28 protein-coding genes are annotated in these 25,249 nt (G+C 55.4%); 17 read left to right on the top strand and 11 right to left on the bottom strand.

From position 1 onward, the window contains the following. The first annotated feature begins 75 nt into the window (after positions 1 to 75). Positions 76 to 1,875 carry a single-stranded-DNA-specific exonuclease RecJ gene (locus BLW97_RS11870; RefSeq protein WP_075323248.1) on the top strand — a complete coding sequence of 600 codons (1,800 nt, stop codon included), beginning with the start codon at positions 76 to 78 and terminating at the stop codon, positions 1,873 to 1,875. A gap of 514 nt (positions 1,876 to 2,389) precedes the next feature. On the opposite strand, the gene BLW97_RS11865 is transcribed toward BLW97_RS11870, so the two are convergent. From BLW97_RS11865 to BLW97_RS20220, 3 genes are read right to left on the bottom strand one after another with little or no spacing between them, the layout of a single operon-like run. After that, on the bottom strand, positions 2,390 to 2,839 hold the full coding sequence (locus BLW97_RS11865) for a DUF2442 domain-containing protein (protein ID WP_075323247.1): 450 nt from the start codon (positions 2,837 to 2,839) through the stop codon (positions 2,390 to 2,392). Further along, on the bottom strand, positions 2,836 to 3,072 hold the full coding sequence (locus BLW97_RS11860) for a DUF4160 domain-containing protein (protein ID WP_075323246.1): 237 nt from the start codon (positions 3,070 to 3,072) through the stop codon (positions 2,836 to 2,838). The genes BLW97_RS11865 and BLW97_RS11860 overlap by 4 nt, the downstream gene beginning before the upstream one ends. A gap of 52 nt (positions 3,073 to 3,124) precedes the next feature. After that, the gene (locus BLW97_RS20220) at positions 3,125 to 3,388 is read right to left on the bottom strand and encodes a hypothetical protein (protein ID WP_158025164.1); all 264 of its coding nucleotides are present in this window, start codon (positions 3,386 to 3,388) and stop codon (positions 3,125 to 3,127) included. A 78-nt stretch (positions 3,389 to 3,466) separates the two neighbouring features. Here BLW97_RS20220 and prfB point away from each other — a divergent pair. The 4 genes from prfB (at position 3,467) to BLW97_RS11835 (ending at position 8,012) form a co-directional block, all read left to right on the top strand. Beyond that, a protein-coding gene (prfB, locus tag BLW97_RS11850) for a peptide chain release factor 2 (protein WP_142087452.1) occupies positions 3,467 to 4,565 on the top strand; the annotation gives its coding sequence in 2 pieces (ribosomal slippage) (positions 3,467 to 3,541 and positions 3,543 to 4,565; 1,098 coding nt in all). A 36-nt stretch (positions 4,566 to 4,601) separates the two neighbouring features. Then, a complete protein-coding gene (gene lysS, locus BLW97_RS11845; RefSeq protein ID WP_207650594.1) occupies positions 4,602 to 6,083 on the top strand; it encodes a lysine--tRNA ligase in 1,482 nt (493 codons plus the stop codon). Positions 6,084 to 6,085: 2 nt separating this feature from the next. Continuing rightward, positions 6,086 to 7,330 carry a lipoprotein-releasing ABC transporter permease subunit gene (locus tag BLW97_RS11840; protein WP_075323245.1) on the top strand — a complete coding sequence of 415 codons (1,245 nt, stop codon included), beginning with the start codon at positions 6,086 to 6,088 and terminating at the stop codon, positions 7,328 to 7,330. After that, complete coding sequence (locus BLW97_RS11835; RefSeq protein WP_075323244.1) at positions 7,323 to 8,012, top strand: ABC transporter ATP-binding protein; 690 nt, start codon at positions 7,323 to 7,325, stop codon at positions 8,010 to 8,012. Before BLW97_RS11840 ends, BLW97_RS11835 begins: the two co-directional genes overlap by 8 nt. A gap of 281 nt (positions 8,013 to 8,293) precedes the next feature. On the opposite strand, the gene BLW97_RS11830 is transcribed toward BLW97_RS11835, so the two are convergent. The 3 genes from BLW97_RS11830 to BLW97_RS11820 all read right to left on the bottom strand — a co-directional run bounded on the left by BLW97_RS11830 (position 8,294) and on the right by BLW97_RS11820 (position 9,740). Then, positions 8,294 to 8,575 carry a helix-turn-helix domain-containing protein gene (locus tag BLW97_RS11830; protein WP_075323243.1) on the bottom strand — a complete coding sequence of 94 codons (282 nt, stop codon included), beginning with the start codon at positions 8,573 to 8,575 and terminating at the stop codon, positions 8,294 to 8,296. Next, positions 8,572 to 8,910, bottom strand: a complete 339-nt coding sequence (locus BLW97_RS11825; protein WP_075323242.1) for a type II toxin-antitoxin system RelE/ParE family toxin — start codon at positions 8,908 to 8,910, stop codon at positions 8,572 to 8,574. Before BLW97_RS11825 ends, BLW97_RS11830 begins: the two co-directional genes overlap by 4 nt. Before the next feature lie 266 nt (positions 8,911 to 9,176). Then, positions 9,177 to 9,740: a DUF2062 domain-containing protein gene (locus tag BLW97_RS11820; RefSeq protein ID WP_075323241.1), complete on the bottom strand. Its 564-nt coding sequence runs from the start codon at positions 9,738 to 9,740 to the stop codon at positions 9,177 to 9,179. On the opposite strand from BLW97_RS11820, the gene BLW97_RS11815 reads away from it, so the two are divergent. The 12 genes from BLW97_RS11815 (at position 9,725) to BLW97_RS11760 (ending at position 19,489) form a co-directional block, all read left to right on the top strand. After that, a complete protein-coding gene (locus tag BLW97_RS11815; protein ID WP_242947801.1) occupies positions 9,725 to 11,938 on the top strand; it encodes a ComEC/Rec2 family competence protein in 2,214 nt (737 codons plus the stop codon). The genes BLW97_RS11820 and BLW97_RS11815 overlap by 16 nt on opposite strands. Positions 11,939 to 12,022: 84 nt before the next feature. Beyond that, positions 12,023 to 12,643, top strand: coding sequence for a MotA/TolQ/ExbB proton channel family protein (locus BLW97_RS11810; RefSeq protein WP_010637155.1), 621 nt, complete (start codon positions 12,023 to 12,025; stop codon positions 12,641 to 12,643). Beyond that, complete coding sequence (locus BLW97_RS11805; RefSeq protein ID WP_024894831.1) at positions 12,640 to 13,044, top strand: ExbD/TolR family protein; 405 nt, start codon at positions 12,640 to 12,642, stop codon at positions 13,042 to 13,044. The genes BLW97_RS11810 and BLW97_RS11805 overlap by 4 nt, the downstream gene beginning before the upstream one ends. A gap of 30 nt (positions 13,045 to 13,074) precedes the next feature. Next, complete coding sequence (locus BLW97_RS11800; protein WP_226831529.1) at positions 13,075 to 13,719, top strand: lysophospholipid acyltransferase family protein; 645 nt, start codon at positions 13,075 to 13,077, stop codon at positions 13,717 to 13,719. 3 nt (positions 13,720 to 13,722) lie between these two features. Then, positions 13,723 to 14,868, top strand: coding sequence for a hypothetical protein (locus tag BLW97_RS11795; protein WP_075323239.1), 1,146 nt, complete (start codon positions 13,723 to 13,725; stop codon positions 14,866 to 14,868). Beyond that, complete coding sequence (lpxK, locus tag BLW97_RS11790) at positions 14,865 to 15,878, top strand: tetraacyldisaccharide 4'-kinase (protein WP_075323238.1); 1,014 nt, start codon at positions 14,865 to 14,867, stop codon at positions 15,876 to 15,878. The genes BLW97_RS11795 and lpxK overlap by 4 nt, the downstream gene beginning before the upstream one ends. Continuing rightward, the gene (locus tag BLW97_RS11785; RefSeq protein WP_010637160.1) at positions 15,868 to 16,050 is read left to right on the top strand and encodes a Trm112 family protein; all 183 of its coding nucleotides are present in this window, start codon (positions 15,868 to 15,870) and stop codon (positions 16,048 to 16,050) included. The genes lpxK and BLW97_RS11785 overlap by 11 nt, the downstream gene beginning before the upstream one ends. Next, entirely contained in the window at positions 16,047 to 16,805 is a 759-nt protein-coding gene (gene kdsB / locus BLW97_RS11780; RefSeq protein ID WP_031575723.1) for a 3-deoxy-manno-octulosonate cytidylyltransferase, read from the top strand. The genes BLW97_RS11785 and kdsB overlap by 4 nt, the downstream gene beginning before the upstream one ends. Before the next feature lie 21 nt (positions 16,806 to 16,826). Then, positions 16,827 to 17,348 carry an inorganic diphosphatase gene (ppa, locus tag BLW97_RS11775; protein ID WP_010637163.1) on the top strand — a complete coding sequence of 174 codons (522 nt, stop codon included), beginning with the start codon at positions 16,827 to 16,829 and terminating at the stop codon, positions 17,346 to 17,348. A gap of 92 nt (positions 17,349 to 17,440) precedes the next feature. After that, entirely contained in the window at positions 17,441 to 17,824 is a 384-nt protein-coding gene (locus tag BLW97_RS11770; protein WP_024894837.1) for a hypothetical protein, read from the top strand. 144 nt (positions 17,825 to 17,968) lie between these two features. Continuing rightward, a complete protein-coding gene (locus BLW97_RS11765; RefSeq protein WP_024894838.1) occupies positions 17,969 to 18,625 on the top strand; it encodes a peroxiredoxin in 657 nt (218 codons plus the stop codon). 156 nt (positions 18,626 to 18,781) lie between these two features. Continuing rightward, the gene (locus tag BLW97_RS11760; RefSeq protein ID WP_031575719.1) at positions 18,782 to 19,489 is read left to right on the top strand and encodes a type 1 glutamine amidotransferase; all 708 of its coding nucleotides are present in this window, start codon (positions 18,782 to 18,784) and stop codon (positions 19,487 to 19,489) included. On the opposite strand, the gene BLW97_RS11755 is transcribed toward BLW97_RS11760, so the two are convergent. From BLW97_RS11755 to BLW97_RS11735, 5 genes are all read right to left on the bottom strand, one after another. Then, positions 19,465 to 20,940: a protein adenylyltransferase SelO gene (locus tag BLW97_RS11755; RefSeq protein WP_075323237.1), complete on the bottom strand. Its 1,476-nt coding sequence runs from the start codon at positions 20,938 to 20,940 to the stop codon at positions 19,465 to 19,467. The genes BLW97_RS11760 and BLW97_RS11755 overlap by 25 nt on opposite strands. A 107-nt stretch (positions 20,941 to 21,047) precedes the next feature. Then, positions 21,048 to 23,306 (bottom strand): ATP-dependent Clp protease ATP-binding subunit ClpA, encoded by a 2,259-nt coding sequence (clpA, locus tag BLW97_RS11750; RefSeq protein WP_075323236.1) that lies wholly within the window; start codon positions 23,304 to 23,306, stop codon positions 21,048 to 21,050. A gap of 5 nt (positions 23,307 to 23,311) precedes the next feature. Next, positions 23,312 to 23,620 carry an ATP-dependent Clp protease adapter ClpS gene (gene clpS / locus BLW97_RS11745; RefSeq protein WP_010642909.1) on the bottom strand — a complete coding sequence of 103 codons (309 nt, stop codon included), beginning with the start codon at positions 23,618 to 23,620 and terminating at the stop codon, positions 23,312 to 23,314. Positions 23,621 to 23,792: 172 nt separating this feature from the next. Beyond that, positions 23,793 to 24,569 (bottom strand): peptidylprolyl isomerase, encoded by a 777-nt coding sequence (locus tag BLW97_RS11740; protein WP_024894842.1) that lies wholly within the window; start codon positions 24,567 to 24,569, stop codon positions 23,793 to 23,795. A 63-nt stretch (positions 24,570 to 24,632) separates the two neighbouring features. Continuing rightward, positions 24,633 to 25,196, bottom strand: coding sequence for a DJ-1 family glyoxalase III (locus tag BLW97_RS11735; protein WP_035218802.1), 564 nt, complete (start codon positions 25,194 to 25,196; stop codon positions 24,633 to 24,635). Positions 25,197 to 25,249 lie beyond the last annotated feature (53 nt).

Raw genomic sequence — 25,249 nt, 5'->3', positions numbered from 1 at the left:
AAAATACCCGAGGCGGGCGTGGTCAAAGGAGCGCGATAAGTTGCACGGAGTCAATCAGAACAAGAGTAGCGCGTGATGCCAGAACCCATAAAAATCATCGACAGGCCATTGTCACAAGATGTTTTTAATGCGGCAGTAGCGGCTGGTTATATGCCACTCCAATCGCGTATCATCGCCGGTCGATTGGGTGACGAGGATGCGGGAAGGGTGGGATTGCTTGTGCGCCCGCCGCTGAGTACGCTCGATCCACCAGACCGTTTACCCGACATCGACATCGCCGCCGAGGCTGTTGCAAGGGCTGTGAAACAAGGATTGCCGTTGATTCTGCTGTCGGACTTCGACTGTGACGGAGCGTCTGGGCACGCGGTACTGAAGTTTGCGTTGCGTGACTACTTCGGTGTGCCTGAACACCGGATTCACAGCTACATCGGCCATCGACTGCGGGAAGGTTATGGTGTATCGGAAAGCGTCACCCAGCGGATTCTGGACTCGGCACCACGTCCTGGACTCGTCATTACGGCGGACCAGGGCAGTTCGGACCATGATCGCATCGAGAAGCTCCGCGATCATGGTTTGACGACAATAGTGACGGACCACCATGGTGTTCCAGAGCAAGGCCCGCCGCACGCCGCCATCGCCTGTGTCAATCCCGTCCGCACGGATTCAAGCTTTGCCGACCCCTACATCGCGGGCGTGCATGTGGCCTGGCTACTCTGCTGTGCTGTACGGCAAAAGCTCATCGACTGGGGGCACCTTCCGGCCAATGCGCCCCGTCTGGGCGGTCTCCTCGACCTGGTTGCGCTGGGAACCATGGCGGATTGTGTTGATCTGGCCCGCTCGGCGAATAATCGTGCGGTTCTGACACGCGGCCTCGCATTGATGAACGTACCGGAGGCGCGACCTGTGTGGCGTGCCCTGTACAAGGTCTCTCGTTGCAGCGGCCCGATTACAGCGGCGACATTGAGTTTTACCTTCGGGCCGATCATCAATGCCCGGGGCAGGCTGGATTGCGCACTGGGGGCCGTCGACCTGTTGATGTGCGACGACGAGGCGGAAGCCATACGCCTGGCGCATGTTTTGGTGGAGCACAATAGCGAGCGCAAGCGGGTCCAATCCAAGATGCTGCGCCGTATCCTGCCATTGGCGGAGGAGCAGGCGGTGGACGGGGCTATGGCCATTACCGTGTTCGATCCGGAAGGGCATCCGGGCGTACATGGGGTCTGCGCTGCCCGTCTGGTGGAAGCCTATGGACGGCCTGCTGCCTATTTCTCGCCCAAGCAGGAAAGCGAGCATATCACCGCTTCGCTGCGCACCGTGCCTGGATTTCATATACGCAACGCGCTGGCAGGGATTGCAGAATCCTATCCGGACGACTTCGTTGCCTGGGGCGGTCATGCTGGTGCTGGCGGCGTCACCTTGAAACGTGAGGGGTTTGATCGTTTCGCGACAGCCTTCAATGCAGCTGCAACCCGTGCCCTGGCAGCGTGGACCCCGGGCCCCCGGATACTGAGTGATGGGGCGCTCGAACAGCTCCCAAGTTTGGAACTGCTCAAAGAGTTCGCACTTTTGGAGCCTTTCGGTCGGCAATGGGAGGCGCCCGTCTTCTGTACGGAAGGTCAGATTCTCAGTGTGCGTCCCGTCGGGGATGGCACCCACCTCAAATTGTTGCTGGGCATCGGGCCAAATCGATTCGATGCCATCTGGTTTGGGGCGGTTCGTGATGGAGTGTGTCCCGTGGAAACGGGGCAGCTTGTCCGGGTAACTTTCGAGCTGGAGGCCAATACCTTCAGAGACGAGACGTCCTTGCAATTGCGCGTCCGCCATGCGGTGGTTATTGCAGGGAAACCGGTGATGGTTCAGCGAGTCGCTACATGAATGCAGTAGAAGTAGTATTACCCAAACCCGCTTTTCAAGCCTCAACTCTTGGGAATATGTGCCTCACGCATTAAGGAGAGCAGCTCCTCACTGGAAGGAAATGTTGTGCCCTCTCCGCCGTCGGTAAGCACACCTTCGGCCAAGGCACGTTTTTCACGGTTGTCAAACAGCGCTGGTGATTAGCCATTTTTCAGCAGAAATCAGCGTTTAGATTGTTCCCCTTTTGGAACCTCGGTATTTCGCTAATGCACATAATATTTCAACGGATTAATGATTCATTTTCCGCGAGATGCGGTGGTAAACACCTGATGCTGACAGTTGGCAAACGAATGACGCTGATTAACAGGGATTAAGCAAAAAACCTGTTGACTCTAATGATCAACCTTAAGATTCATCAAGATTGTAGCGCTACACTAACTGCGGTTTTTCAGCCATGGTAGAGAGTTTCAAAATCATGACAGTCAGCCCGCTGAATGACCGCTTCCGCTGCAAAATCGCCCATTATTCACCTTATTCAAGCTGCGTGGCGTTCAATCACCTCATAACCGATGCAGGCCAGCCAAACGGTCTTTGGTATCGGGCGGGAGCCATTTTTGTAGTAGGCCATCATGCGCCGAGTCATACCGATGGCTTCCGCCGCACGGCTTAAGCTGAGCTTGTTCCGCTCCATCCACAGGATGAAATCCTCACGTGTTGGTAATCCGGCCTGTTTCCTCCCCAAGGCATAGAGACGGTCTGCGCCCAGATCCAGTCCGCCGGGCCAACTCAGACCATCGCCCCAGTCATCTGTATGCCCCTGAGCGAAGAAAGCCGGATCATGGAGTGCACAAAAGGGATCTTCCGCCCGTGAAGGGCCAATAAGATCCTTAAGATCCGTGGTAAACACTTCTCCGGTGGACCAATGGATTTCTACCTGGAACAGGCCAGTAATCGTCGCCGTTTCAATTTTGGGTGCTTGATTCATGGATTCAACCTCCGATATTCCGTCAATAGGGCATCCCGATGCGCCTGAATCCAGGTCCGCACCGGTTCCAATCGCTTTCGGGGCGAGACATAGCCGACTAGAAGCGCGTCTGTTTCAATGGCCAGCGACACACGGGATCCGTCACGAAACTGCACATGGACGTGCGGAAGCGGATGCTGCTCCCGGCCATTGATGCGTATACGCCAGTCATCCCCTACGGAGTAGTTGGTCATGGCTTCATAGTAGGGAAATCATTGCACCATATCAAGGTTGACATCAATTTCGTTACACTTCGGTTTGCTCGGCCATTTCCAGGGCATCGTCAACCTCAATGCCGAACTCTTGGTGAATTAAGCTGGGGGGCGAAAAAAAGTCAGGCGCGGGATAAGGATAGCAGCACACGCCCGCGCCGAAGGCTGGATTTTGGTTACCAATAACGAACGCGAGTTTTGCCGGGTGGAAGGCTTGCAGGTAGAAAACTGGGTAACGGCATGACCTGCTCTCAACACCGTCAAAACTCCACTGGAGATCAGCACCGAAACTGCGCATAATTACGGGCTTTATGTGCTAGGTGAACGGCCTGGTGCGGGTTTGATCCCGGCGCAGTCCGCTGGAAAAGGAATAATCATGAGAGAAGTGAATGAGATGCGTGCGTTGCACGAAGATCTCCAGGCCCGGGTGAGCGGCCTGAGGGGGTATCTTTGACCTCGAAGAAAAGCGCGGCCGTTTAGAAGAAGTTCAGCGCGAACTGGAAGATCCGGGTATCTGGAGTCAGGCTGAAAAAGCTCAGGAATTAGGGCGGGAGAGGTCGGCTCTGGAAGCCATCATCGAACCGATGGACAAGTTGAGTGCCAGTCTGGCGGACGGTAACGAAATGCTGGAACTTGCGCTCAGTGAGCATGATCAGGAACTGCTGGCTTCGGTGGATGCCGATCTGGATACGGCTCTGGCGATGGTCGAAAAACTGGAATTTCAGCGGATGTTTTCGGGAGATCACGATGCTTCCGATTGCTTTGTCGATATTCAGGCGGGGGCGGGTGGCACCGAAGCCCAGGATTGGGCAGAGATGATTTTGCGCATGTACTTGCGCTGGAGTGAGCAGCACGGTTTTGCTGCGGAACTGGTGGAAGTCTCGGAAGGAGAAGTGGCGGGTATCAAGTCGGCCAGTATTCACGTCAAGGGCGATCATGCCTTCGGCTGGCTGCGTAGCGAAACCGGTGTGCATCGTCTGGTGCGCAAATCGCCCTTTGATTCAGGAAATCGTCGTCATACCAGTTTCGCCAGCGTGTTCATTTATCCCGAAATTGATGACAGCTTTGAAATCGAAATTAATCCAGCAGACCTCAAAGTGGATACCTACCGCGCCAGTGGTGCCGGTGGGCAGCACGTCAACAAGACGGATTCGGCCATTCGGATTACCCACGTCCCATCGGGCATTATTGTCGCCTGTCAGACGGATCGTTCCCAGCATAAAAACCGGGCCGAAGCCATGCGCATGTTGCGTTCCAAGCTTTTTGAAATGGAAATGAAAAAGCGTGATGCGGAAAAACAGGCGCTGGAAGACAGCAAGAGTGACATTGGCTGGGGGCATCAGATTCGTTCTTATGTGCTTGACCAGTCACGGATCAAAGACCTCCGCACCGGGGTCGAAGTGGGAGATACCCAGAAAGTTCTGGATGGGGCACTGGACCTGTTTATCGAAGCGGCACTGAAGGCCGGCTTATAAAATGCAGTCACGCACAATTGGCGCGAGGAGAACAAAGTGGATCAGGAACTGAATGATCAGATGCAGGTACGCCAGGACAAGCTGACCCAGTGGCGGCATGAGGGACAGGCCTACCCCAACCACTTTCGGCGCGATGCCCTGGCGGGAGATCTGCAGGCGCGCTATAACGATATGGATGCCTTGGCTCTGGAGCAGGAGCCGATCCAGGCCCGCCTGGGTGGACGTCTGATGACCCGGCGGGTCATGGGTAAAGCCAGTTTTGCCGACATTCAGGATCAGTCTGGACGTATTCAGCTTTTTGTCAGTCGTGATGCCCTGGGGGAAGAGCACTATGCGCGTTTCAAGGCCCTGGATTTTGGCGACATTATCGGCGTGGAAGGGACTTTGTTCCGCACCAAAACCGGCGAACTGTCCCTGAAAGTCCACAGTCTGCAACTGCTCAGTAAAGCCTTGCGTCCCCTGCCGGAAAAATGGCATGGGTTGAGTGATCCTGAAACCCGCTTTCGGCAGCGTTATGTGGATCTTATTGTTACCGAATCGGCCCGCCGGACGTTTCAGATCCGTGCGGAAACCGTGGCCGCTCTCCGCGAAGGCTTGCGCCAGCGCGGGTTTTTTGAAGCAGAAACGCCCATGATGCATGCCATTCCCGGTGGCGCCACAGCGCGTCCTTTCATGACCCATCATCATGCCCTGGATATGACGCTGTACCTGCGCATTGCCCCGGAACTTTACCTGAAACGCCTGGTAGTGGGTGGTATTGAGCAGGTCTTTGAAATCAACCGGAATTTTCGTAATGAAGGAGTTTCCACCCGCCATAATCCGGAATTCACCATGCTCGAATGGTATGAGGCCTATGCCGATTATCGGGATGCCATGGATTTGACCGAAACCCTGATTCGCGCTGCGGCACAAGCGGCCCTGGGTGACACCCGGATTCAGTATCAGGGCCTGGAAATTGACTTGGGCAAGGCTTTTGTGCGGATGAGCGTGAGCGAGGCAGTGCGCGCCTACAATCCGGATCTGGCCGACGCCGATCTGCGCGATCCGGAAGTCCTGGCTGCCAAGCTGGCGCAGTTGCGCGTGCCCTGTGAGGCTTCCTGGGGCTGGGGCAAACGGCTGATCGAAATTTTTGAAAAGACCGTGGAAGGTCATTTACAGCAACCGACGTTCATTACCGAATATCCTCTGGAGGTCAGCCCCCTGGCGCGCCGTAATGATCTGGATCCGGAGGTGACGGACCGCTTTGAGTTGATGATTGCCGGACGTGAGCTGGCCAATGGTTTTTCGGAGCTCAATGATCCCGAAGATCAGGCCGCCCGGTTCCGCGCCCAGGTAGAGGCCAAGGATGCCGGTGATGAAGAAGCCATGTTCTATGATGCCGATTATATCCGCGCCCTGGAATATGGCATGCCGCCCACTGCGGGCGTCGGGCTGGGTATTGATCGTCTGGTCATGTTGCTGGCGGATCAGCCCAGTATTCGTGAAGTCATTCTCTTCCCGCACTTGCGACCGGAATAATCATGCGCCCTTATGAGTTGTGGATCGGGTTGCGCTATACCCGGGCCAAAAGAAATAATCATTTCATTTCTTTTATTACCGGGACGGCCATCCTCGGAATGGTCATCGGGGTAGCCGCCCTGATTGCGGTCATGGCGGTCATGAATGGTTTTGACCACACCCTGCGTTTGCGGATCCTGGCGGTGACATCCGATGTCATCATTCAGGGTAACGGGGTGCCGGTCATGGACTGGCAGACCGCTACCCGACGTTTGTCGCGGGTGCCGGATGTGACTGGCGTGGCACCCTATGTGCAGGCGCAGGCACTGATTTCCCATGATGGTCTGGTCAGTGGGGCGATGATTGAGGGCATTGATCCTGCTCTGGAAGGGAGAGTGGACAAGCTGGCCAAGGATATGAAAGTAGGCAAGCTGCAAAGCCTGCAAAGTCATCCCTGGAGTATTGTGCTGGGTACGGCTCTGGCCCGGCAATTGGGAGTGACCGTAGGCGATAAGATCACCCTGATTTCGCCCCAGGGCGGAGTCACTCCACTGGGGGTGAGTCCGTCCTTGCGCCAGTTTACCGTGGTCGGTCTGTTTTCTGTGGGTATTTACGCCTACGACAGCGGCATGGCGTACATCAATCTGGGGGATGCTCAGCGCCTTTATGGGCTGGATAAAGGGGTGACCGGCTTGCGTATGCAGATCAAAAATCCCTTTGATGCACCGGCTTTTGCCGCCCATCTCCAGAAACAACTGGGGCCAGCCTTTTATATTCAGGACTGGACCCAGACCCATGAAAACTTTTTCAAGGCCCTGAGCATGGAAAAACTGGTCATGTTCGTCATTTTATCCCTGATTATTGCGGTGGCGGCTTTCAACATTGTGGCGACCCTGGTCATGGTGGTGACCGACAAGGAAACCGATATTGCCATTTTGCGCACTCTGGGTGTCACGCCACGCAGTATCATGCTGATTTTCATGGTGCAGGGAGCGGTAATCGGCCTGGTAGGGACTTTGCTGGGGGTATTTTTTGGTGTCCTGCTGGCCCTGAATATTCCCACCCTGGTGCCCGCCCTTGAACAATTACTGCATACCCAGTTCATCTCTCCGGAGGTGTATTCCATCAGTCAGTTGCCCTCCAAGCTCGAACCCTGGGATGTGGTGCATGTGGCCGTGGCGGCCCTGATCATGAGCTGGATTGCCACCTTGTACCCCTCCTGGAGGGCATCACGGGTCGCTCCGGCGGAGGCTTTGCGCTATGAATGATGAATTGGTCCTGTCCGTAGAGCATTTGCGTCAGAGTTTTGCCATTGGCAGAGACAAGCTGGAGGTCATCCGCGACGTCAATTTGCAAATCCGCAAAGGCGAAAGCCTGGCCATTGTTGGCGCATCGGGGCAGGGCAAAAGTACCCTGATGCATCTGATGGGGGGACTGGAAAAACCCTCAGGGGGGGTGGTCCGCATTCTCGGTCAGGAAATCTACAAACTCCGGGAATCTGCCCGCAGCCGCCTGCGCAACCAGAGTGTCGGCTTTGTGTATCAGTTACATCGCCTGTTGCCGGAGTTTACCGCCCTGGAAAATGTGCTCTTGCCGCTCCTGATTCGTCGGGTGCCCCGGCATTCGGTGCAGGCCTGGGGCGAAGAAATTCTGGTACGGGTCGGTCTGGGTGAGCGCTTGCAGCACAAGCCGGGCATGCTGTCAGGAGGCGAAAGACAGCGGGTGGCCTTGGCCCGTGCCCTGGTAACCCGACCGGCCCTGCTTCTGGCCGATGAACCGACGGGGAATCTGGACAGTGAATCAGCCGAGAGTGTCCATGATCTGATGCTCAGCCTGAACCGGGAATTGGGCACCGCGCTGGTTATTGTCACCCATGAGCCCGCGTTGGCAGCACATATGGGACGGGTGTTGCGTCTGCAGAATGGTGTTCTGCAGAAGCTTGAAGGCTGATCCATTCCCGATGGTCCAATCCAGCACGAAGCCCTGCCCTTCAAGTAGAGAAAGCGGCGGATTAGCTGCGAAGCGGGGGCTTGGGCTGGGACCTGGTCATACGCTCTTAAAACCCGCTATGTAGAGACTGAAATCGAGAATCTGAATCAAGAGGTGTTTTTGAGAGCAGCATCCAAAGGTTAGGGATGATTTGTTGTTAAATCGCCATTGCAAACCGGTACTTGAAAGTTGCCAAGTAATTCGTCCACCGCATCAATAATGTGGTTGTCACCAATCAAGCCTCAAGCCGCATCCAGTATCCGCAGTTCTATATGTAGTCCTGCCGCCGTCGCCATATTTACCAACATGTCCAGACTAAAAAGATCAATCTTACCGCGCACCAGATCGGAAACACGCGGCTGTGTTACGCCAAAAAGTTGCGCTGCTTGGGTCTGGCTCATTCCACTACGGGCGATATGGTTCTTGAGTGACATCATCAACTGAGAACGTAGTTTCATGTTCTCAGCGTCCTCCCGCGTATCCTCAATCGCATCCCACACACTCGCAAATCGTTCTTCGCTCATGATTTCATCTCCTTTAATAAATCTCGGTAACGCTGTCCCGCAAGATCCAGATCCGTTTTGCGAGTCTTTTGGGTCTTCTTCTGAAAGCAGTGCAGCACATAAACGGCTTCTGGAAGTTTTGCCACATAGATCACTCGAAAGGCCCCTGTTTCATCTCGTATCCGAATTTCCCGAACGCCTTGACCCACGCTATTCATGGGCTTCCAGTCGTCCGGATCTCGACCTTTTTGTACCTGATCCAACTGGTATCCTGCTTCGCGCCTGGTCGACAGGGGAAAGGTGCGCAGATCTTCCAGAGAAGTACCTTGGAATACGATAGGTTTTTGGTTGGTCACCGGACAAATATATAATAAATTATATACTCAGGCAAACCTGTGGGGTTTGAATCAGGAGAGACAGAATGCGTCATTCGGATGGGCAACAATCTTGCGCAGGCCAGAAAATCGCTCGGTCTGGCAATCTAGACGGTTTTTAGGTTTGCAGAAGCTGACCACAATATTCCGGTGACCTCAGTGCACAGTGACGTGAAGCAATGGCGCGGCCACTGCTCAGTCGTATTGGTGGCAAAGGGATTGGATGGTAATAATTATAATTACCCCTTTTATCTGGCTCTGCTCTGACGCAGCCGTCTGCGGTGCAGGCGCCAGATCACCCAGATGCGCCAGCCTTGCATGATGCCAAAATAAGTAATCAGGGCGAGGGCCGCCCCCAGTATCAGGCTGCCTATCCAGGTAACCAGATAGGCATGCCAGAGTCGGTCCCCCATCGCCATGATGCCGATATCACCATGAAATATTTGATGAATATCATGATAATGAATGGTGATGGCAGGTGCGATGCCTAACTGGGTGAGTAGCCAGAAACCGAATTCATAACAAGCGAAAAAAAACGGTATGATAGTCAACGGACCCGTGACCACCCAGGGCATAACCCAGCCGATGGGGATGTAGGCTCTGCGCCAGAGGCAGAGCAAAGTGATGCTGAGTAAATGCCCAAAAAAAGGCAGGCTTCCAATAAAAGTCCCAATGGCGGCAGCACGGGCGACACTATGGCGATGCGGGTGCCAGAGCACCGGGCGCGCCAGATAATGGGTAAAACGTCCGAGGGGACGTTTTTTGAGGATTTCCTCACGGGTGGGAAGGCGGACAAATGCGGGTAGGCGCAATGGGATATTTCCACAACAATATTCGCCCTAGTGTAGCCAAGCTCTTGCCTGGAACCAAATCCTGGCCGTCTTTGGTTCTGGTGGTGCTGGCTGCCGGTCTGGGAATGGGGTTTTTTCACAGTTTCCGGCAGTTACCCCCGCTGTGGATTTCCTTGCTCTTATGCCTTGTGTCATTGCCCTTTGCCTGGAAATGGCGACATGGGGTGCTGTTGACTCTGGCTGTGGCGGCTTTCTCTTGGGGTGTCTGGCAGGCTGAGTCGCGCCTCGCCGTGCATTGGACCAGTGCCCGGACTTTTTCGGTGGAAGGACGCATCAGCTCCATTCCCCAACTGGGCGGGCGCGATTATCGCTTTCAACTGACTCCCGAGCGTTGGTCGGGCGATTCTCCTGCCGGAAAACATCCCGCCATTTTGCAGATTCACGGATCCCTTCCCGAACTGCCGGTGGTTGGCCAGCGTTGGCAGCTGCAACTGCATAGTGAAGCGCTCAGCACTTTGCCCAAGAGTCCCTTTGCGGATCTTGACCGTAAGCGCTTCTGGGAGGGTATTGGGGGCGTGGCACGCATCGAAAATGCCCGACTGCTGCCGCCTTCCTTGTGGAATCTGGGTGATCAGATTGCTGCTGCCCGCCAGGCCGTGCTGCAGGCGACCAATATGGCGCTGGACCGTGAATCAGCCGGTTTCGTCCAGGCCCTTAGCGTGGGGGTGGGTAACCAGCTTTCCCCGGAAATCTGGCAGATTTACCGGGATACGGGTACGGCCCATTTGTTGGTGATTTCCGGTTCGCATGTGGCGGTAGTCGCTGGTCTGATTTTGTGGCTGGTACAATGGGGCTGGCGGCGTATTCCCTGGCTGGTAACGCGTTGGCCGGCACAAACGGCGGGGGTAATCGCCAGTATTCCGGCCGCCTGGGCTTACGCCAGTTTTGCGGGTATGCAGATTCCCGGCGAACGCGCTGCCTGGATGATCAGCGCAGCGGCAATAGCCTGGTTGCTGGGCAGGTCGCATCAGGCCTGGCAGGGCCTGGCTCTGGCTGCGCTGCTTATTGTTTTAGGGAACCCTGGAGCTATGGTGGATGTCGGTTTCTGGCTCTCTCTGGGGGCGGTAGCGGCCTTGGTGGCTGTTGGCTATGGGGAAGGGGGCTGGCGTACCCTGCTGCGCAGTCAATGGGCTGTGTTTATTGGCTTGCTGCCGATCCTGGCGGGTCTTTTCGGGCAGATTTCACTGGTTTCGCCGCTGGCTAATATTCTGGTGATTCCTCTGGTCGAGCTGCTGGCGGTTCCTCTTGCCTTGTTGGGAACCCTTCTGGCGCTGGTGGATATGGAATGGCTCAGTCGGATACTTTTTCGCCTGGTGGCCGTGCAGATGGACGGGATTACGGCGCTCCTCAGCGCCTTGCTCCATATTCCTTTAGCTCAGGTGCGGACGGGCACCGGGCGGATCTGGGCTTTACTGGCCGCAACAGCCGGACTCAGCATTTTCTTTCTTCCCAAAGGTTGGCCCGGTCGCCCTCTGGCACTACTCGGACTGGTGCCGCTTCTGGTGCCCGCTGAAGGGAATACGAATTTTGAGCTGCGCAATCTCTCGGTGCATTCCGGTATGGTCCTGTTTTGGCAAAAGGCGCAGGATAGTGGCGTGGTGACCGCCAATCTCTGGAAATCCGCTACGCGGCGTGAAGCAGGTCAGGGACTTTCGGCAGTTTTGCAGCAAAAAGGACTGACCCGGGTCTCGGACTGGGTGCGCACCGATATTTCCACACCCTTGCCCGCCCTGTCGGCAATACATCAGTGGGGGCCGCCAGGCGCAAGGAACTACCCGCAAAACCCCGGACTGCTTTCTGTTTGTCGCGCAAATGCCTCTGATGCGCCTGCTGGAATGCATTTTGTGGATTTGGGTAAAGCCGTCCAGCCCTGTATTTTATCCTGGGGAGCAGGTCCTGATCTGCTGATTCTGGGAGACATGGATTTGGCTACGCTACAGCGCCTCGGAAAAGTTGGGTCTTCGTCTTTTCGGCAGGTCAAACTGGCTTTCGCGCCAGCCAGTTTCGCGACTGCAGAGCGGGCTTTTCTGGCCGGACTCATGCCCAATGCGGCCATTCACTATGCGGGGGACGACCCATCCGGGATCTGGTCCTGGCAAAACCGGCATTTTGTCCAATCTGTTTCTCCAGTGCGGGCTTACTGGCAAATAGAGGATTGAAAAATCAGATTGCTGCCACTGCCGTTTGTCGGGTCTTGTGCTATATTCCTGCTTCGTCCAATCTGATTGAATGCTGGAGGCGGTGTGCAGGAGTTGCTGCAGTTATTTAAACTGGGTGGTTTTGTCCTACCCCTTCTGATTCTGCTGGCCGTCATCGCCCTGGCGATTATCGGAAACCGTTTCTGGGTCCTGCGTAAGGCCCGCATTGCGCCTAAGGATCTCGCCCCCCGGGTCACTGATCTGGTGGAGTCGGGAAAAGTGCAGCAAGCCGTCAAGCTGCTCTATGAAAACGATACCCCATTGGCGCGGCTGATGCTGGTAGCCTTGCAACAGGCAGGGCAATCCCGGGATGCCATCAAGGAAACCGTCGAAGAAAGTGGTCGCCAGGAAGTCGCCCATCTCGACCGTTTCCTGAATTTTCTGGGAAGTATTGCCGGGGTTTCGCCCCTGCTGGGTTTGCTGGGTACGGTTTTCGGCATCATGCATGCCTTCGCGGCTATTGGCATGGTCGGAGCGGGTGATCCCAAGGCGCTGGCCAGTGGCATTGCCGAGGCGCTTATTACTACCGCCAGCGGTCTTATTGTCGCCATTCCCAGCCTGATGTTCTATCGTTATTTCAAGGGACAAGTCGATGGAATGGTCCTGGCCATAGAAAAAGAAGCCCTGAAAGTGGTGAATACCCTTTCCGGAGGAGCAGGAAAATGAATCTGCGCCCGCGCGTCAACGAAGAGCCCGACATCAATGTGGTGTCCATGGTCGACATCGTGCTGGTGCTGCTGCTTTTTTTTATGGTGACCAGCAGTTTTGAGCATCAATCCCATTTATCGATGCAATTACCCAAAGCCCAGCAGGCCGCCGCCGGTTTGCCGAAAACGCCCATCACCATTGATCTCAGCGCCACTGGACAGGTGCAGATGGACAAGCAGCCCGTGCCCATGGCGGATTTGCTGGGACGGCTCAAGGCTCTTGCGGCAAAAGATCCGCAACGCGTGATTGTGTTGCGTGCGGATAAAAACACCACGCAGCAATATGTGATTGATGTGTTGGATGCGGCCCAGGAAGCGGGGCTGACCCGGATCAGTTTTGCCACTTTGAGTAATCGCTGAGCAGTGCGGCTGGAAGGGCGTTCCCTGCGCTTGGCTGCCCGACTGGCGGCCTATCTGATCAGGGGTATATCTGCGACTTTGCGCTGGGAAGAGTTTGGCGATGCCCAGGTGCGGCAACTGATTGTTGCTGGAAAACCTTTTATTCTGGCCTTCTGGCATGGACGCGGGGTGATGATTACGGAAGCTTACCGACGGGTGGGTGGTCGTGATATTGATGTGCTCATCAGCGAACATCGGGACGGTGAACTCATTGCCATGACCCTGGCTTACTGGGGATATTCTGCCATACGCGGCTCAACGCGTCGGGGTGCGGTAAAAGGGGGGAGAGGGATGCTCAAGGCTGCTCTGAGTGGGCGAACTCTGGCGATTACTCCTGATGGTCCCAGAGGTCCTCGGGAGGTGCTGCAGAAAGGGGTCATTGATCTCGCCCGCATTTCCGGCCTTCCGATCATCCCGGTGAGTTATTCTGCGCGGCGAGCCAGGCGCTTTTCCAGTTGGGATGGTTTTTTGCTGCCCCGGTTAGCAACACGTCTTGTCGTTACCTGGGGTGAGGCGCTGTACATTCCCCGGGATGCCGACGATCTTCTCCAAACCGAGCTGCAGAAGCAACTGGAAACAAGCATGATTGATTTGCGCAAACAGGCCGACACGCTGGTGGGCCGTGAGTATGATTAAATTATGAGCTATTACGAAAATGGTTTGTTGCGCGGCCGCTGGGCAAGTTGGCAGGATGCCCGTGCCGGTCGCAGAGGACAGGCCAATGCGCGCTGGGGCTGGATTAAAGCTCCCGGTGAGCGCGGACCTATTCTCTGGATGCAGAGTTTCAGCGATCCCGACAATCAGCGTCTGGGTATTGAGCTGTCCAGAGCCATTGCTGAAAAACGCCGGGACCTGCGTATGGTCATGACTTTTGAAACGGAATATCCGCAGTTATTGCAGCAGCATACCGAATCCCTGGAGCGGCTGGGCTATGGTTTTGGACCCTGCGATCATGCTCAGGCTGTGGAGCGGACTCTGGATAAACTCAAACCGCTGCGTTACCTGGCCTTGGGTCAGATGCCGCGCAAGGGGCTGAGTGCTGCCCTGAAGCAGCGACAAATCCCCAGCGTGCTGATGGCTGCAGACCCCAAAAACCCTGTGCCGACTCTGCTCGAAGCGGTCTATCCCCGGGATGCGCGACAGGCGGAGCAGTGGCAGGGAAAGGTCAGCGCAGCGGTGTTGCAGGAACCGGTGGATTTTGCCACCCTTTTTACCATTGCCCAGGTCGATCCCAATTTCCGCAGCATGATCAGTGGCACGGATGAGGGACTGCTGTGGTGGGTCGAGGGCTTGACCGGAAAACAATGGCAGGACTGGCGTCAGGCCTGGGCGGCTTCGCCGCTTTCTCGCCAGGGGTTGCTGTTTCTGGGTGGAGCTGAAAGGCCGGAAGACTTACCGCTGTTATCAAAATGGCCGCGCCAGCCCCTGCCTGCCGGTTCTGTTCTGGCCGTGGATGAAGACCGCTGGTATCCCGCCTTGGCGGCTGCTGCGCAGGCGGTGCATCTGCAGTCTGCCGCACCTTTCCTGCAGTGGCAGGTTTATGCGGGCTCCCGACCGGTGAGCGTGCACCCCGGAGTTGTCCTCAATGCCGCCCGACAACTCGAAGCCGGTGCTGTGCAAGTCCTCAATAATCCCAGTCAGGTGCTTCAGCACTGGCAGGATCTATATGACGATGTGATGCAAGCACGGCAACGCGGCGACGCAACCCGCCGGGTTTTCTGGCAGGAGCGACGTCTGGCCGGAGAACGTCTTCCGGAATTTTTGCAGCGGGTTTTTGACTGGTGAGTTTCCGCCAGACCCTCGAACAGCAATGGCAAGAGGGTGGCTGGCTCGCCACGAGTTTACGACCGCTGGGGGGGCTGACGGGCGCGGTTGCCACCTGGCGGCGGCGCCATATCCATGGTCGGGAAGCAGATATTCCGACCGTTGTGGTCGGCAACCTGAGTGTGGGCGGCAGTGGCAAGACGCCTTTGGTGGCAGCCTTGGCACAGGTGCTGCAGCAGGCTGGATGGCAGGTTGCCATCATCAGTCGCGGTTACGGCGCGCATCCACCGCATTGGCCCTATCGGGTTCAGGCGCATGATTCTCCCGAGCGTGCCGGTGACGAACCACTGCTCCTGGCGCAACTGCAGCATCAAACCCAGGCGGTATACATTTGTCCCGATCGTCACCAGGCTATTGCTGCAGCCGTAGCCGACGGCTTTGATCTCGCTTTGCTGGATGATGGTTTCCAGCACCTTGCCTTGCATCCGAGCTTGCGGCTGCTGGTGATGTCTGGATCGCGCCCTTTTGGCAACGGCTACTGTCTTCCCGCTGGGCCATTGCGCGAGCCCCGGGTGGCCCTGGCGGCGGCTGACGCCTTGCTGGTGGATGCTGCCGCAGCCAGTGCCCTGGCGCAGACTGAATCTCCCCCCCAATTCGGTTTTCAGGTGCGTCCTCAGGATTTACAGGCGGTTGCGGATCCACAACTTACCCGCAGCCTGGACAGTCTGACCGGAGAACACTGGACGGTGGTCACGGGAATAGCCCGCCCACAACGCTTCGTGGATACCTTGGCTACTCTGGGGGCTGACGTAGGTGCAGATGCCCGGTTTTTTCCGGATCATCACGTATATACGCAGGCAGATCTGGAGGCTTTGTCCCGCCCCCTCGTCATGACCGAAAAAGATGCCGTAAAATGTCGGAAATTTGCGCAGCCTGACGATTGGGCTTTGCGGATTAGCGCCGAACTGGCACCGGATTTCATGCCCTGGCTGGAAGGGGCGCTATCAAACTGGAGAAACCATGAGCATTGATCGTCGTTTGCTGGATTTGTTGGCCTGCCCCCAATGCAAAGGGAGTCTGCAACCTTGTGCACAGCGTCAGTCCCTGTGTTGCCCGCGTTGTCATCTGCAATATCCCATTCGCGATGATATTCCTGTTCTTTTACTGGATGAAGCCAAGCCCTACGAGGATAAACCCGCATGAGTTTTTGTGTGCTTATTCCGGCGCGCCTGGCATCTACGCGCCTGCCGCGCAAGGTCATGCTGGATGTTGGTGGTTTGCCCATGATTGAACAGGTACGGCGCCGGGCGCTCGAAAGTGGAGCTTCCCGGGTTGTTGTTGCCGCTGATCATCCGGAAATCGTTGAATGTATACAGAGCTACGATGGCGAAGCAGTACTGACGTCCACGGCCCATGTTTGCGGTACGGAACGTCTTGCCGAAGCTGCGCGTCTGCTGGAATTGCCTGCGGAGGCAATTATCGTCAATCTGCAGGGAGATGAGCCCGGCATGAATCCCGCACTTTTGCAGGCTACGGCCCAACTATTACTGGACGATGCCGGCTTGCAGATGGCTACGGCTGCTGTTCCCATTGGGCACTGGGATGAACTGGCAGATCCTCATGTCGTGAAACTGATCCGCAATGATCTGGGCCATGCCCAGTATTTTTCCCGCGCGCCTATTCCCTGGTACCGGGAGCAATTTCCCCTGCGGGCGGGAGCAGCTCTTCCTGATTCCGGAAATTGGTGGCGCCATTTGGGCCTATATGCTTATCGCGTTGGATTTCTCCAGGATTATGCGCAATGGCCCGCCAGTGCCCTGGAGCAGATTGAATCCCTGGAACAAATGCGGGCGTTGGAGCGTGGCGTGCAAATTGCGGTATATTGCGCAGCAGAAGCCCCGGCATCTGGGGTTGATACGGTAGCTGATCTGGAGCGGGTGCGTACCCTTTTTTCTTAAACCAACCTCAAGGAGTGTCGTATGGATCTGAAAAAAATACCGGCTGGTAAGTCCTTGCCAGATGATATCAATGTGGTGATTGAAGTCCCCCAGGGTTCTTCCGTCAAGTATGAAATGGATAAAGAAGCGGGCGCAGTCTTTGTGGATCGTTTTCTGTTCACTGCCATGCACTACCCTCTCAATTACGGATTTATTCCCAACACCCTGTCTGATGATGGTGACCCTACCGATTGTCTGGTTTGGTCTCCCCAGCCGGTGGCTCCCGGTACGGTGATTCGGGCGCGTCCGGTTGGTGTACTGATGATGGAAGATGAACACGGTATAGATGCAAAAATTGTCGCCGTACCCCATGAAAAGGTGGCTGGAGGCTATGCGGACATTCGTGATGTCGAAGATCTGCCGGAAAACATTCGTCAGCAGATTCGGCATTTCTTTGAACATTACAAGGACTTGGAGCCAGGCAAATGGGTGAAAATGAAGGACTGGGCTAACTTGGCCGAAGCCCGCAAAATCATCGAAGCCGACGTCAAAAGACACGGTTAGGTTTTTTCATCGCGTTGCTCTGCCGGGGCTTGCCGCCCCCAGGCAGAGCAGGCAGACTAGGGGGGTGACTCGCACATGCAGGAGACAACCCCATGTCTGCAGCACCGCCAGTATCCCGGCAACCGCAACAAAAAGGCCTGAAAAACTCCTTTCATGCCGCCCTGCACCCTGACGAGCCGCTCTGGCGAAGGGTTCCCAGTCGTGACGAAAACGGTCATCTTCTCGCTGATTTTCGTATGCTTATCCCCGGATTACGGGATCGTAGCGGCCTGCGTCAGCAGCATACCTTGCGTATTATCAATGCAGTACTCAAACATTATGGTGCCTGGGTGGTATTTGCAGATATGAACATGCGCACCAATTTGCTCTGGGTGAGTATACGCCCTCGCCCCGGTCTAACCCTCGAAATTCCTGCCGCCATCAAGACGCTGGTGCCAGAGGCTCTGTTATTGGCCCCCTACTGGCGTAGTGCTTAAGCGAATAATTTATAATTTGTCTAATATTTAACTAATAAAATATATGTTGACAGTCTAAATCGGATATGGGATACTGACTCTCGTAGTGAAGTTGAGCAGTTCCTGACCCGTTGCTTCGTTGGTTATATAGAGAGGATGACTCAGATGACGATTCGTATTAATGATGTTGCTCCAGATTTTACCGTTGACTCCACAGCCGGAAAGATTAATCTCCATGAGTGGATTGGCGATAGCTACGCCATTCTCTTCTCCCACCCGCGTGACTTCACCCCGGTTTGCACCACCGAATTTGGTGCGGTAGCCCAACTGGCTCCCGAATTCGCCAAACGCAACACTAAGGTCATGGGCGTCTCTGTGGACAATGTGGAAGAGCACAAAAAGTGGAAGCGGGATATTGAAGCCTTTGCGGGCGCACCTGCCGATTTCCCGATTATCGATGACACTTCTCTGCACGTTTCCAAGCTCTACGACATGCTCCCTGCGGATGCCTATCTTCCGGACAGCCGGACGGCAGCCAATACGGCAACGGTTCGCTCGGTATTTATCATCGGACCCGACAAGAAAATACGGCTCACCATGCTCTACCCCATGTCAGTAGGCCGCAACTTTGCGGAAATTCTGCGGGCTCTGGATGCCATTCAGATTACCGATGGGGTACCGATTGCCACCCCGGCCAACTGGGTACCTGGTCAGGATGTGATCGTGGCGCTGTCCCTCAATGATGAACAGGCCAAAGACAAGTTTGGCGATATCAATATCAAGCTGCCCTACTTACGGATGGCTAAAGCCCCTAAAAAATAAGGGCTGCTAAGTGTTGTAGTCATGGCCCCGTCAGGTTCATCCGGATTTGACGGGGCTTATGTTTTTAATTCAATCAAAAACATTTTCAGTTGAATCCTCCCCATTCAGGGCATAATCTCAAGGGTCGGGAGAAATATCTTAGGAGGATTTTCAGCGATGCGCGTTCATGTTCTCCAGCATGTGGCTTTTGAAGGACTGGGTAGTATGGAAACCTGGCTTGAGGACCGCAAAGCCAGAGTGTCCTGGACGCGCTTTTATGAAAATAGCGCATTGCCAGCAACCACAGAGTTTGATTTACTGATTATTCTCGGTGGTCCAATGAGTATTCACGATGAAGCGACTTATCCCTGGTTGTCTGCGGAAAAACGCTTTATTGGTGAAACCATAGCAGCGGATTTGCCGATTCTGGGCATTTGTCTGGGTGCGCAGCTTGTTGCTAATGTCTGCGGGGCGCAGGTTGTTCCGGGCAAGCAGAAGGAGATTGGCTGGTTTCCCGTATATGCGGAAGTATCTGACGCCGATCATTTTCAATTTCCCCGGCAAATACAGGCTTTCCATTGGCATGGCGAGACTTTTGATTTGCCGCCTGGAGCGACCCGTCTGGCCCATAGCGCCGCCTGTGAGAATCAGGCTTTTCAGATAGGAAATCAAATCATAGGATTACAATTCCACCTGGAAAGTACGGCGTTCAGCATTGATGCCCTGATCCGGCACTGTGCGGATGAAATTATTCCCGATCAGCCTACTATTCAGAGTGTGGAGCAGATGCTGGATGCTCCTTCAGACGCTTATGAGCAAATCCACGCACAGGTTCAGCGCGTTCTGGATTTTCTCAGCACTCAGGTGCCACAGAAGGTTTTGTAAACTCCGAAGCTTTCGGGTGCGGGCTGCGCGTAGCTTTCCAGACCGGGGCGTTCAGTAAAGGGCTCGGCGAGGACTTCGAGCAGCTGGCGGAAAAGACCGAGATCGCGGTTTTGGGTGGCTGCATTCAGGGCTTCTTCCACTTTATGATTGCGCGGGATATAGATGGGATTCACCCGATCCATTTTTAACGCCCTTTGCTCAGGCGGCATGGGGTCCCGCGCCAGACGTTCCTGCCAGCGTTGCAAACAGGTATCCACAGTTGCGGCGTCGTCAAACTGGCTGCGCAACGCCGCAGGGTTCCCCAAGACTACAGCCGACAGGCTTCGGAATGCCCGGGTATAATCCACGGATTGACCTTCCAGCGTCGTCAGAAAGTCCTGGGCCAATTCCTGGTCCTGTTCTTCCTCTGTGTGCAGGCCCAGTTTGGCGCGCATACCCTGTAGCCAGTAAGCTGCATAAACTTTCGGGAAATGGTTGATGGCTGCGGTCAGCTGGCGAATGGCGGCTTCGCTGTCAGGATCAACCAGTTCGACCAGAGTTTCCGCAAAACGGGTCAGATTCCACTGGGCGATCAGCGGTTGATTGCCGTAGGCATAGCGTCCCTGACTGTCGATAGAGCTGAATACGGTGGCAGGGTCGTAGCGGTCCATGAAAGCGCAGGGACCGTAATCAATGGTCTCTCCGGCAATGCTCATGTTGTCGGTGTTCATGACGCCATGGATGAATCCCACCAGCATCCACCGGGCAAGCAGCGCCGCCTGCCGGTCGGCGACGGCATTAAACAGGGCGAGATAGGGATTGGTAACGCTTTGTACTGCAGGATAATGACGGGCAATCGTGTAATCGGCCAGTTGCCGGACTTTTTCCTGATCATTACGAATCGCAAAAAACTGAAAAGTACCGACGCGAATATGACTGGCCGCAATGCGCGCCAGAATGGCACCGGGCAGCGGCATGTCGCGATGAATGATTTCCCCGGTGCTGACGGCCGCCAGTGCGCGGGTAGTAGGTATGCCGAGGGCGGCCATGGCTTCACCCATGAGGTATTCCCGGAGTACGGGGCCAATGGCCGCTTTGCCGTCCCCACCGCGCGAAAAAGGGGTGCGTCCGGAGCCTTTGAGCTGGAGGTCCCAACGTTGACCGTTCGGGTCGAGTAGTTCACCCAGCAACAAGGCTCGACCATCTCCCAATTGCGGGGATAGATTGCCAAACTGATGCCCGGCATAAGCCTGGGCCAAAGGCTGCGCACCCTGCGGAATTTCATTGCCGGAAAAAATAGCAGCGCCCTGGTCACTGTCCAGGGCGGCAGCGTCCAGTCCCAGTTGCGTCGCCAGAGCATGGTTGAAAAGCAACATATGGGGGGAGGGCACCATTGCCGCTTGCCAGGGGGCGAAAAATCCCTCGAGTTCACGGGCGTAGCTATTGTCAAAATGAAAGCCGTAAGTGCTCATGATTTATCGAAGTATCCAGAATTTGGCAGAGGGCCCGGAGGCTTTCTGTGCTAACGGCACGAGCCAAAATTGCGGCAAAGCCGCCGGACCCTCTGCTGTTTTCAGGTTCATTCCTGGGTCACCGCTTCGGGAATCCGCAACTTCACTGCACCATCTTCCAGTGTGGCGCTGATCCGGGTGCCCTTGGGCAGATCTCCAAAAAGAATATGCTCGGCCAGAGGCTTTTTCAGGTGTTCCTGAATGACGCGCGCCATGGGCCGTGCGCCCATTTGCGGATCATAGCCTTTATCGCCCAGCCATTGCCGGAGTTCAGGACTGATTTCGAGACTGTATCCCTTGCTGAGGAGTTGCTCATCCAGTTCCATGATGAATTTGTCGACCACATGGAGAATAGTGTCCCGAGACAGGGCGCTGAAGGGCACAACCGCATCCAGACGATTTCGGAATTCCGGTGAAAATACCCGCCGGATGGTTTCCATTTCCTGACCACCTTCCAGTTCTGCGGGCTTCATGAAGCCAATGCTGGCCTTGTTTCGGGTCTCGGCGCCGGCATTGGTGGTCATGATCAGGACGACATTGCGGAAATCCACCGAACGACCGCCGGCATCAGTCAGCTTGCCGTGGTCCATGACTTGCAGCAATACATTGAAAATATCCGGATGGGCTTTTTCAATTTCGTCGAGCAGTAGCACGGAATGAGGGTTACGACTGACCGCTTCCGTCAGTTGGCCGGCCTGATCATGCCCCACATAACCCGGAGGCGCGCCAATGAGACGGGATACCGTATGGCGCTCCATGTATTCACTCATATCGAAGCGCAACAACGGGATTCCCAGCAGGCTGGACAACTGGCGGCTGAGTTCGGTTTTGCCCACGCCAGTGGGTCCGGAAAACAGGAATGTGCCCACCGGTTTTTCGTGATGCCGGAGTCCGGCCCGGGCCATTTTGATGGCTGCGGAAAGCTCATGAATGGCTTTTGCCTGTCCGTAGATGACCAGACCCAGATCTCTTTCCAGATTTTTCAGCGCCTGACGATCATCTAAAGAAACATTTTTGCCGGGAATGCGCGCTACGCGGGCCACCATTTCTTCAATGTCGTGGACGCCAATGCTTTTTTTCCGCCGCGAGGGAGGCAGTAATGCCTGAGCCGCACCCACTTCGTCAATCAGATCAATGGCTTTGTCAGGCAAGTGGCGATCATGAATATGCTTGACCGAAAGCTCCACTGCTGCCCGCAGCGCCGTGTCGGTGTAGCGGAGATTGTGGTGCTGCTCAAACTGGCCTTTCAGTCCGCGTAGTATTTGCACAGATTCTTCCTGAGAGGGCTCCGGAACATCAATTTTCTGGAAGCGCCGGGTAAGCGCCCGGTCTTTCTCGAAATGCTGGCGGAACTCCTGATAAGTAGTGGCGCCAATGCATTTGAGCTCGCCGGAGGCCAACGCCGGCTTGAGCAGGTTGGAAGCATCCATGGCGCCTCCAGAGGCTGCTCCGGCACCAATCAGAGTGTGAATTTCATCAATGAAGAGAATGCTGCCCGGCTGTTTGCGCAGCGCTTTCAAAACCGCCTTGAGGCGTTCCTCAAAGTCTCCCCGATAGCGGGATCCGGCAATCAGGGCACCCAGATCCAGCGCGTAAATCGTGACATTCTCCAGCATTTCCGGCACTTTCCCGGCGACAATGGCTCTGGCAATGCCTTCCACAATAGCCGTCTTGCCAACCCCCGGTTCGCCGACAAACAAGGGATTGTTTTTGCGGCGACGCGCCAATACCTGCAGGGCTCTGATGACTTCCTCCTGACGCCCGATCAGCGGGTCCAGGCGTCCGGCACGGGCCAGAGCATTGAGATTGCGTGCATAAGCCTGCAGAGGGTCCTTGCTGTTGCCCTTTTTTTCGGTACTCCCTTCGACTTCTTCTTCTTCCTCGTCCATGGCTTCATCCTTGCGCATTCCGTGCGCCAGATAGTTGACAACGTCAAGTCGGGTAACGTGTTCTTTCTGCAAGAAGTAAACCGCATGAGATTCGCGCTCGGCAAACATGGCGACAATAACATTGGCCCCGGAAACGGCATCCTTGCCTGCGGATTGGACATGGTAGAGGGCGCGCTGAATGACCCGCTGAAACCCTACGGAGGGCTGGGTGTTGACGGTTCCGGCGGGGCCCATGGCGGGCACCTTGCGCTCCAGAAAGTTTTGCAATTCCATGGATAGATGCTCGGCATTCCCGCCACAGGCCTTGAGTACATCCAGCCCTTCTGGGTTGTCCAGCAGAGCCAGCAGCAAATGTTCTACAGACGCATACTCATGACCGTATTGACGGGCAATCTGAAATGCCTGGTTGATGGATTTTTCCAAGGCCTTGTCAATCATCGGGATTACTCCTTTTCCATGATGCAGCGGAGTGGGTGCTGGTGTTGCCGGGCATCTGCCGTGACCAGTGCGACCTTGGTTTCGGCCAGATCATAAGGGAATATACCGCAGAGACCCTTACCTTGATGATGTACGGACATCATCACCGCAACGGCTTCCTCATGAGGTTTATGGAAATAGGCTTCAAGAACATGCACGACATAATCCATCGGCGTGAAGTCATCATTCATCAGCAATACCTTGTACATCCTCGGCTCTTCCGTCTTCGGATCACGCTCCAGGATCGTACTGCGGCGATGCTGCGTTTTACTCATTTCCCAAGCTCCATGATTTACTTTGTCTGCCTCCATTGTGGCGTCTGCCCCGACCGCTGGCAAGGCGAAACCGCTTAAACAAACAGCTCAGGCTCGATTGGATATGGGGCGGGCACCGACAAAAAAAAGCGCCGGGAAAATCCCGGCGCCAGCAGATGCAAAACTGCTGCAATTACTTGGTAATGTTGATTTTCGCCTGACTACGCAGCTGGGATACGAACTTGGCGGCTTCCTGCTGGGAAAGCTGGGCCTTGATGCGATCCTTCATGGCACTCAAAGGCGGCGGGGTCAAAGCACGCGTCGCCTGTACTTCAATGACATGGTAGCCGAACTGGGTCTGTACCGGACCTACAGGCTTGTCAATCGGCGCGGTTTCGATAGCCTGGGCGAAAGGCGGTACCACCATACCAGGAACAATCCAGCCGAGTTCGCCGCCATGGGCTGCACTGGCCTTGTCGATGGAGTCTTTTTCTGCCAAGGTTGAAAATTTCTTGCCAGCCTTGAGTTCAGCCATGATCTTGTCGGCTTCTGCCTTGGTTTTGACCAGAATATGCCGGACTTCGTATTCTTTTTTGCCCATGGCCTGCACAAATTTGTTGTACGCCGCCTGAATATCGGATTCGGGAACTGGATGCTCCTGAACATATTGGTCTACAGCGGCATCTGCCAATATCTGGCGCTTGGCCATAGCCAGTCGTTCTTTGACATCAGGAGACTGAGCCAGGTTATGGCTGGTGGCATACTGGGACAGGACTTCCATGTTGACCAGATTCTGCACGACCTGCTCGTGGGCATTGGGCTCTTTGGCCAGCGCCGGACTCATGGACATGATGGCCTGGACTTCACTATTGTCGATGGGGGTACCGTTGACAGTGGCTACAGGAGCAGCAAAAGCAGGTACTGCAAAAGCGCTGAGAGTGGCAGCAAGAATGACCGCGCGAAGTTTCATAAATTTTCCTTCAGGTTAAGTAATGCTCCCCTATTATCCATAGTCACAGACAAAGGGGAAGTGTTAGCAGGAACTACGTTGCAGTGGAATTTCTGTTTCCTGTCTTTTTTCAGGACCCAGAAGGAGTTCCACCAAGGTAAGGGCAAAGTCCATAGCCGTACCGGGACCACGTGAACTGATTAGTGGACCATCAACGACTACGGCAGAACTTTCATAATGATATTCCTTGCTGAGCGGATCCAGCACTCCCGGGTAGGCCGTTACATGGCGGTTTTCCAACAAGTGTTGGCGGGCCAGCAAACCCGGTGCCGCACAAATGGCCGCAATCAGTTTCCCCTGCTGTTTCCGCTGAAGCAGCAACTCCCGAAGAGGGCTGTGTTTTTCGAGGTTTTCAACGCCGGCTGCTCCTCCGGGAAGCACAATCACGTCCACCTCGGTAGCGGCCAGCTCATCCCAGGTGGTGTCGGGGATCAGGCAGAGGCCGCGACCACCGGTGACCGGCCCCGGGCGCAACGCGACGATCGTCACCTGACATCCGGCACGGCGCAGAATGTCACTACAAATAACGACTTCCATATCTTCAAAGCCGTCGGCGACCGGTATGAGTACGTGAATGGCTGAAGACATTAGACAGCAACCTCGTAATTTTTACCTAAGTGCATGATTACCAAATCCGCTCA

The organism is Acidithiobacillus albertensis, assembly GCF_001931655.1.
GTDB lineage: Bacteria > Pseudomonadota > Gammaproteobacteria > Acidithiobacillales > Acidithiobacillaceae > Acidithiobacillus > Acidithiobacillus thiooxidans.
This window is presented reverse-complemented; position numbering and strand designations above follow the sequence as displayed.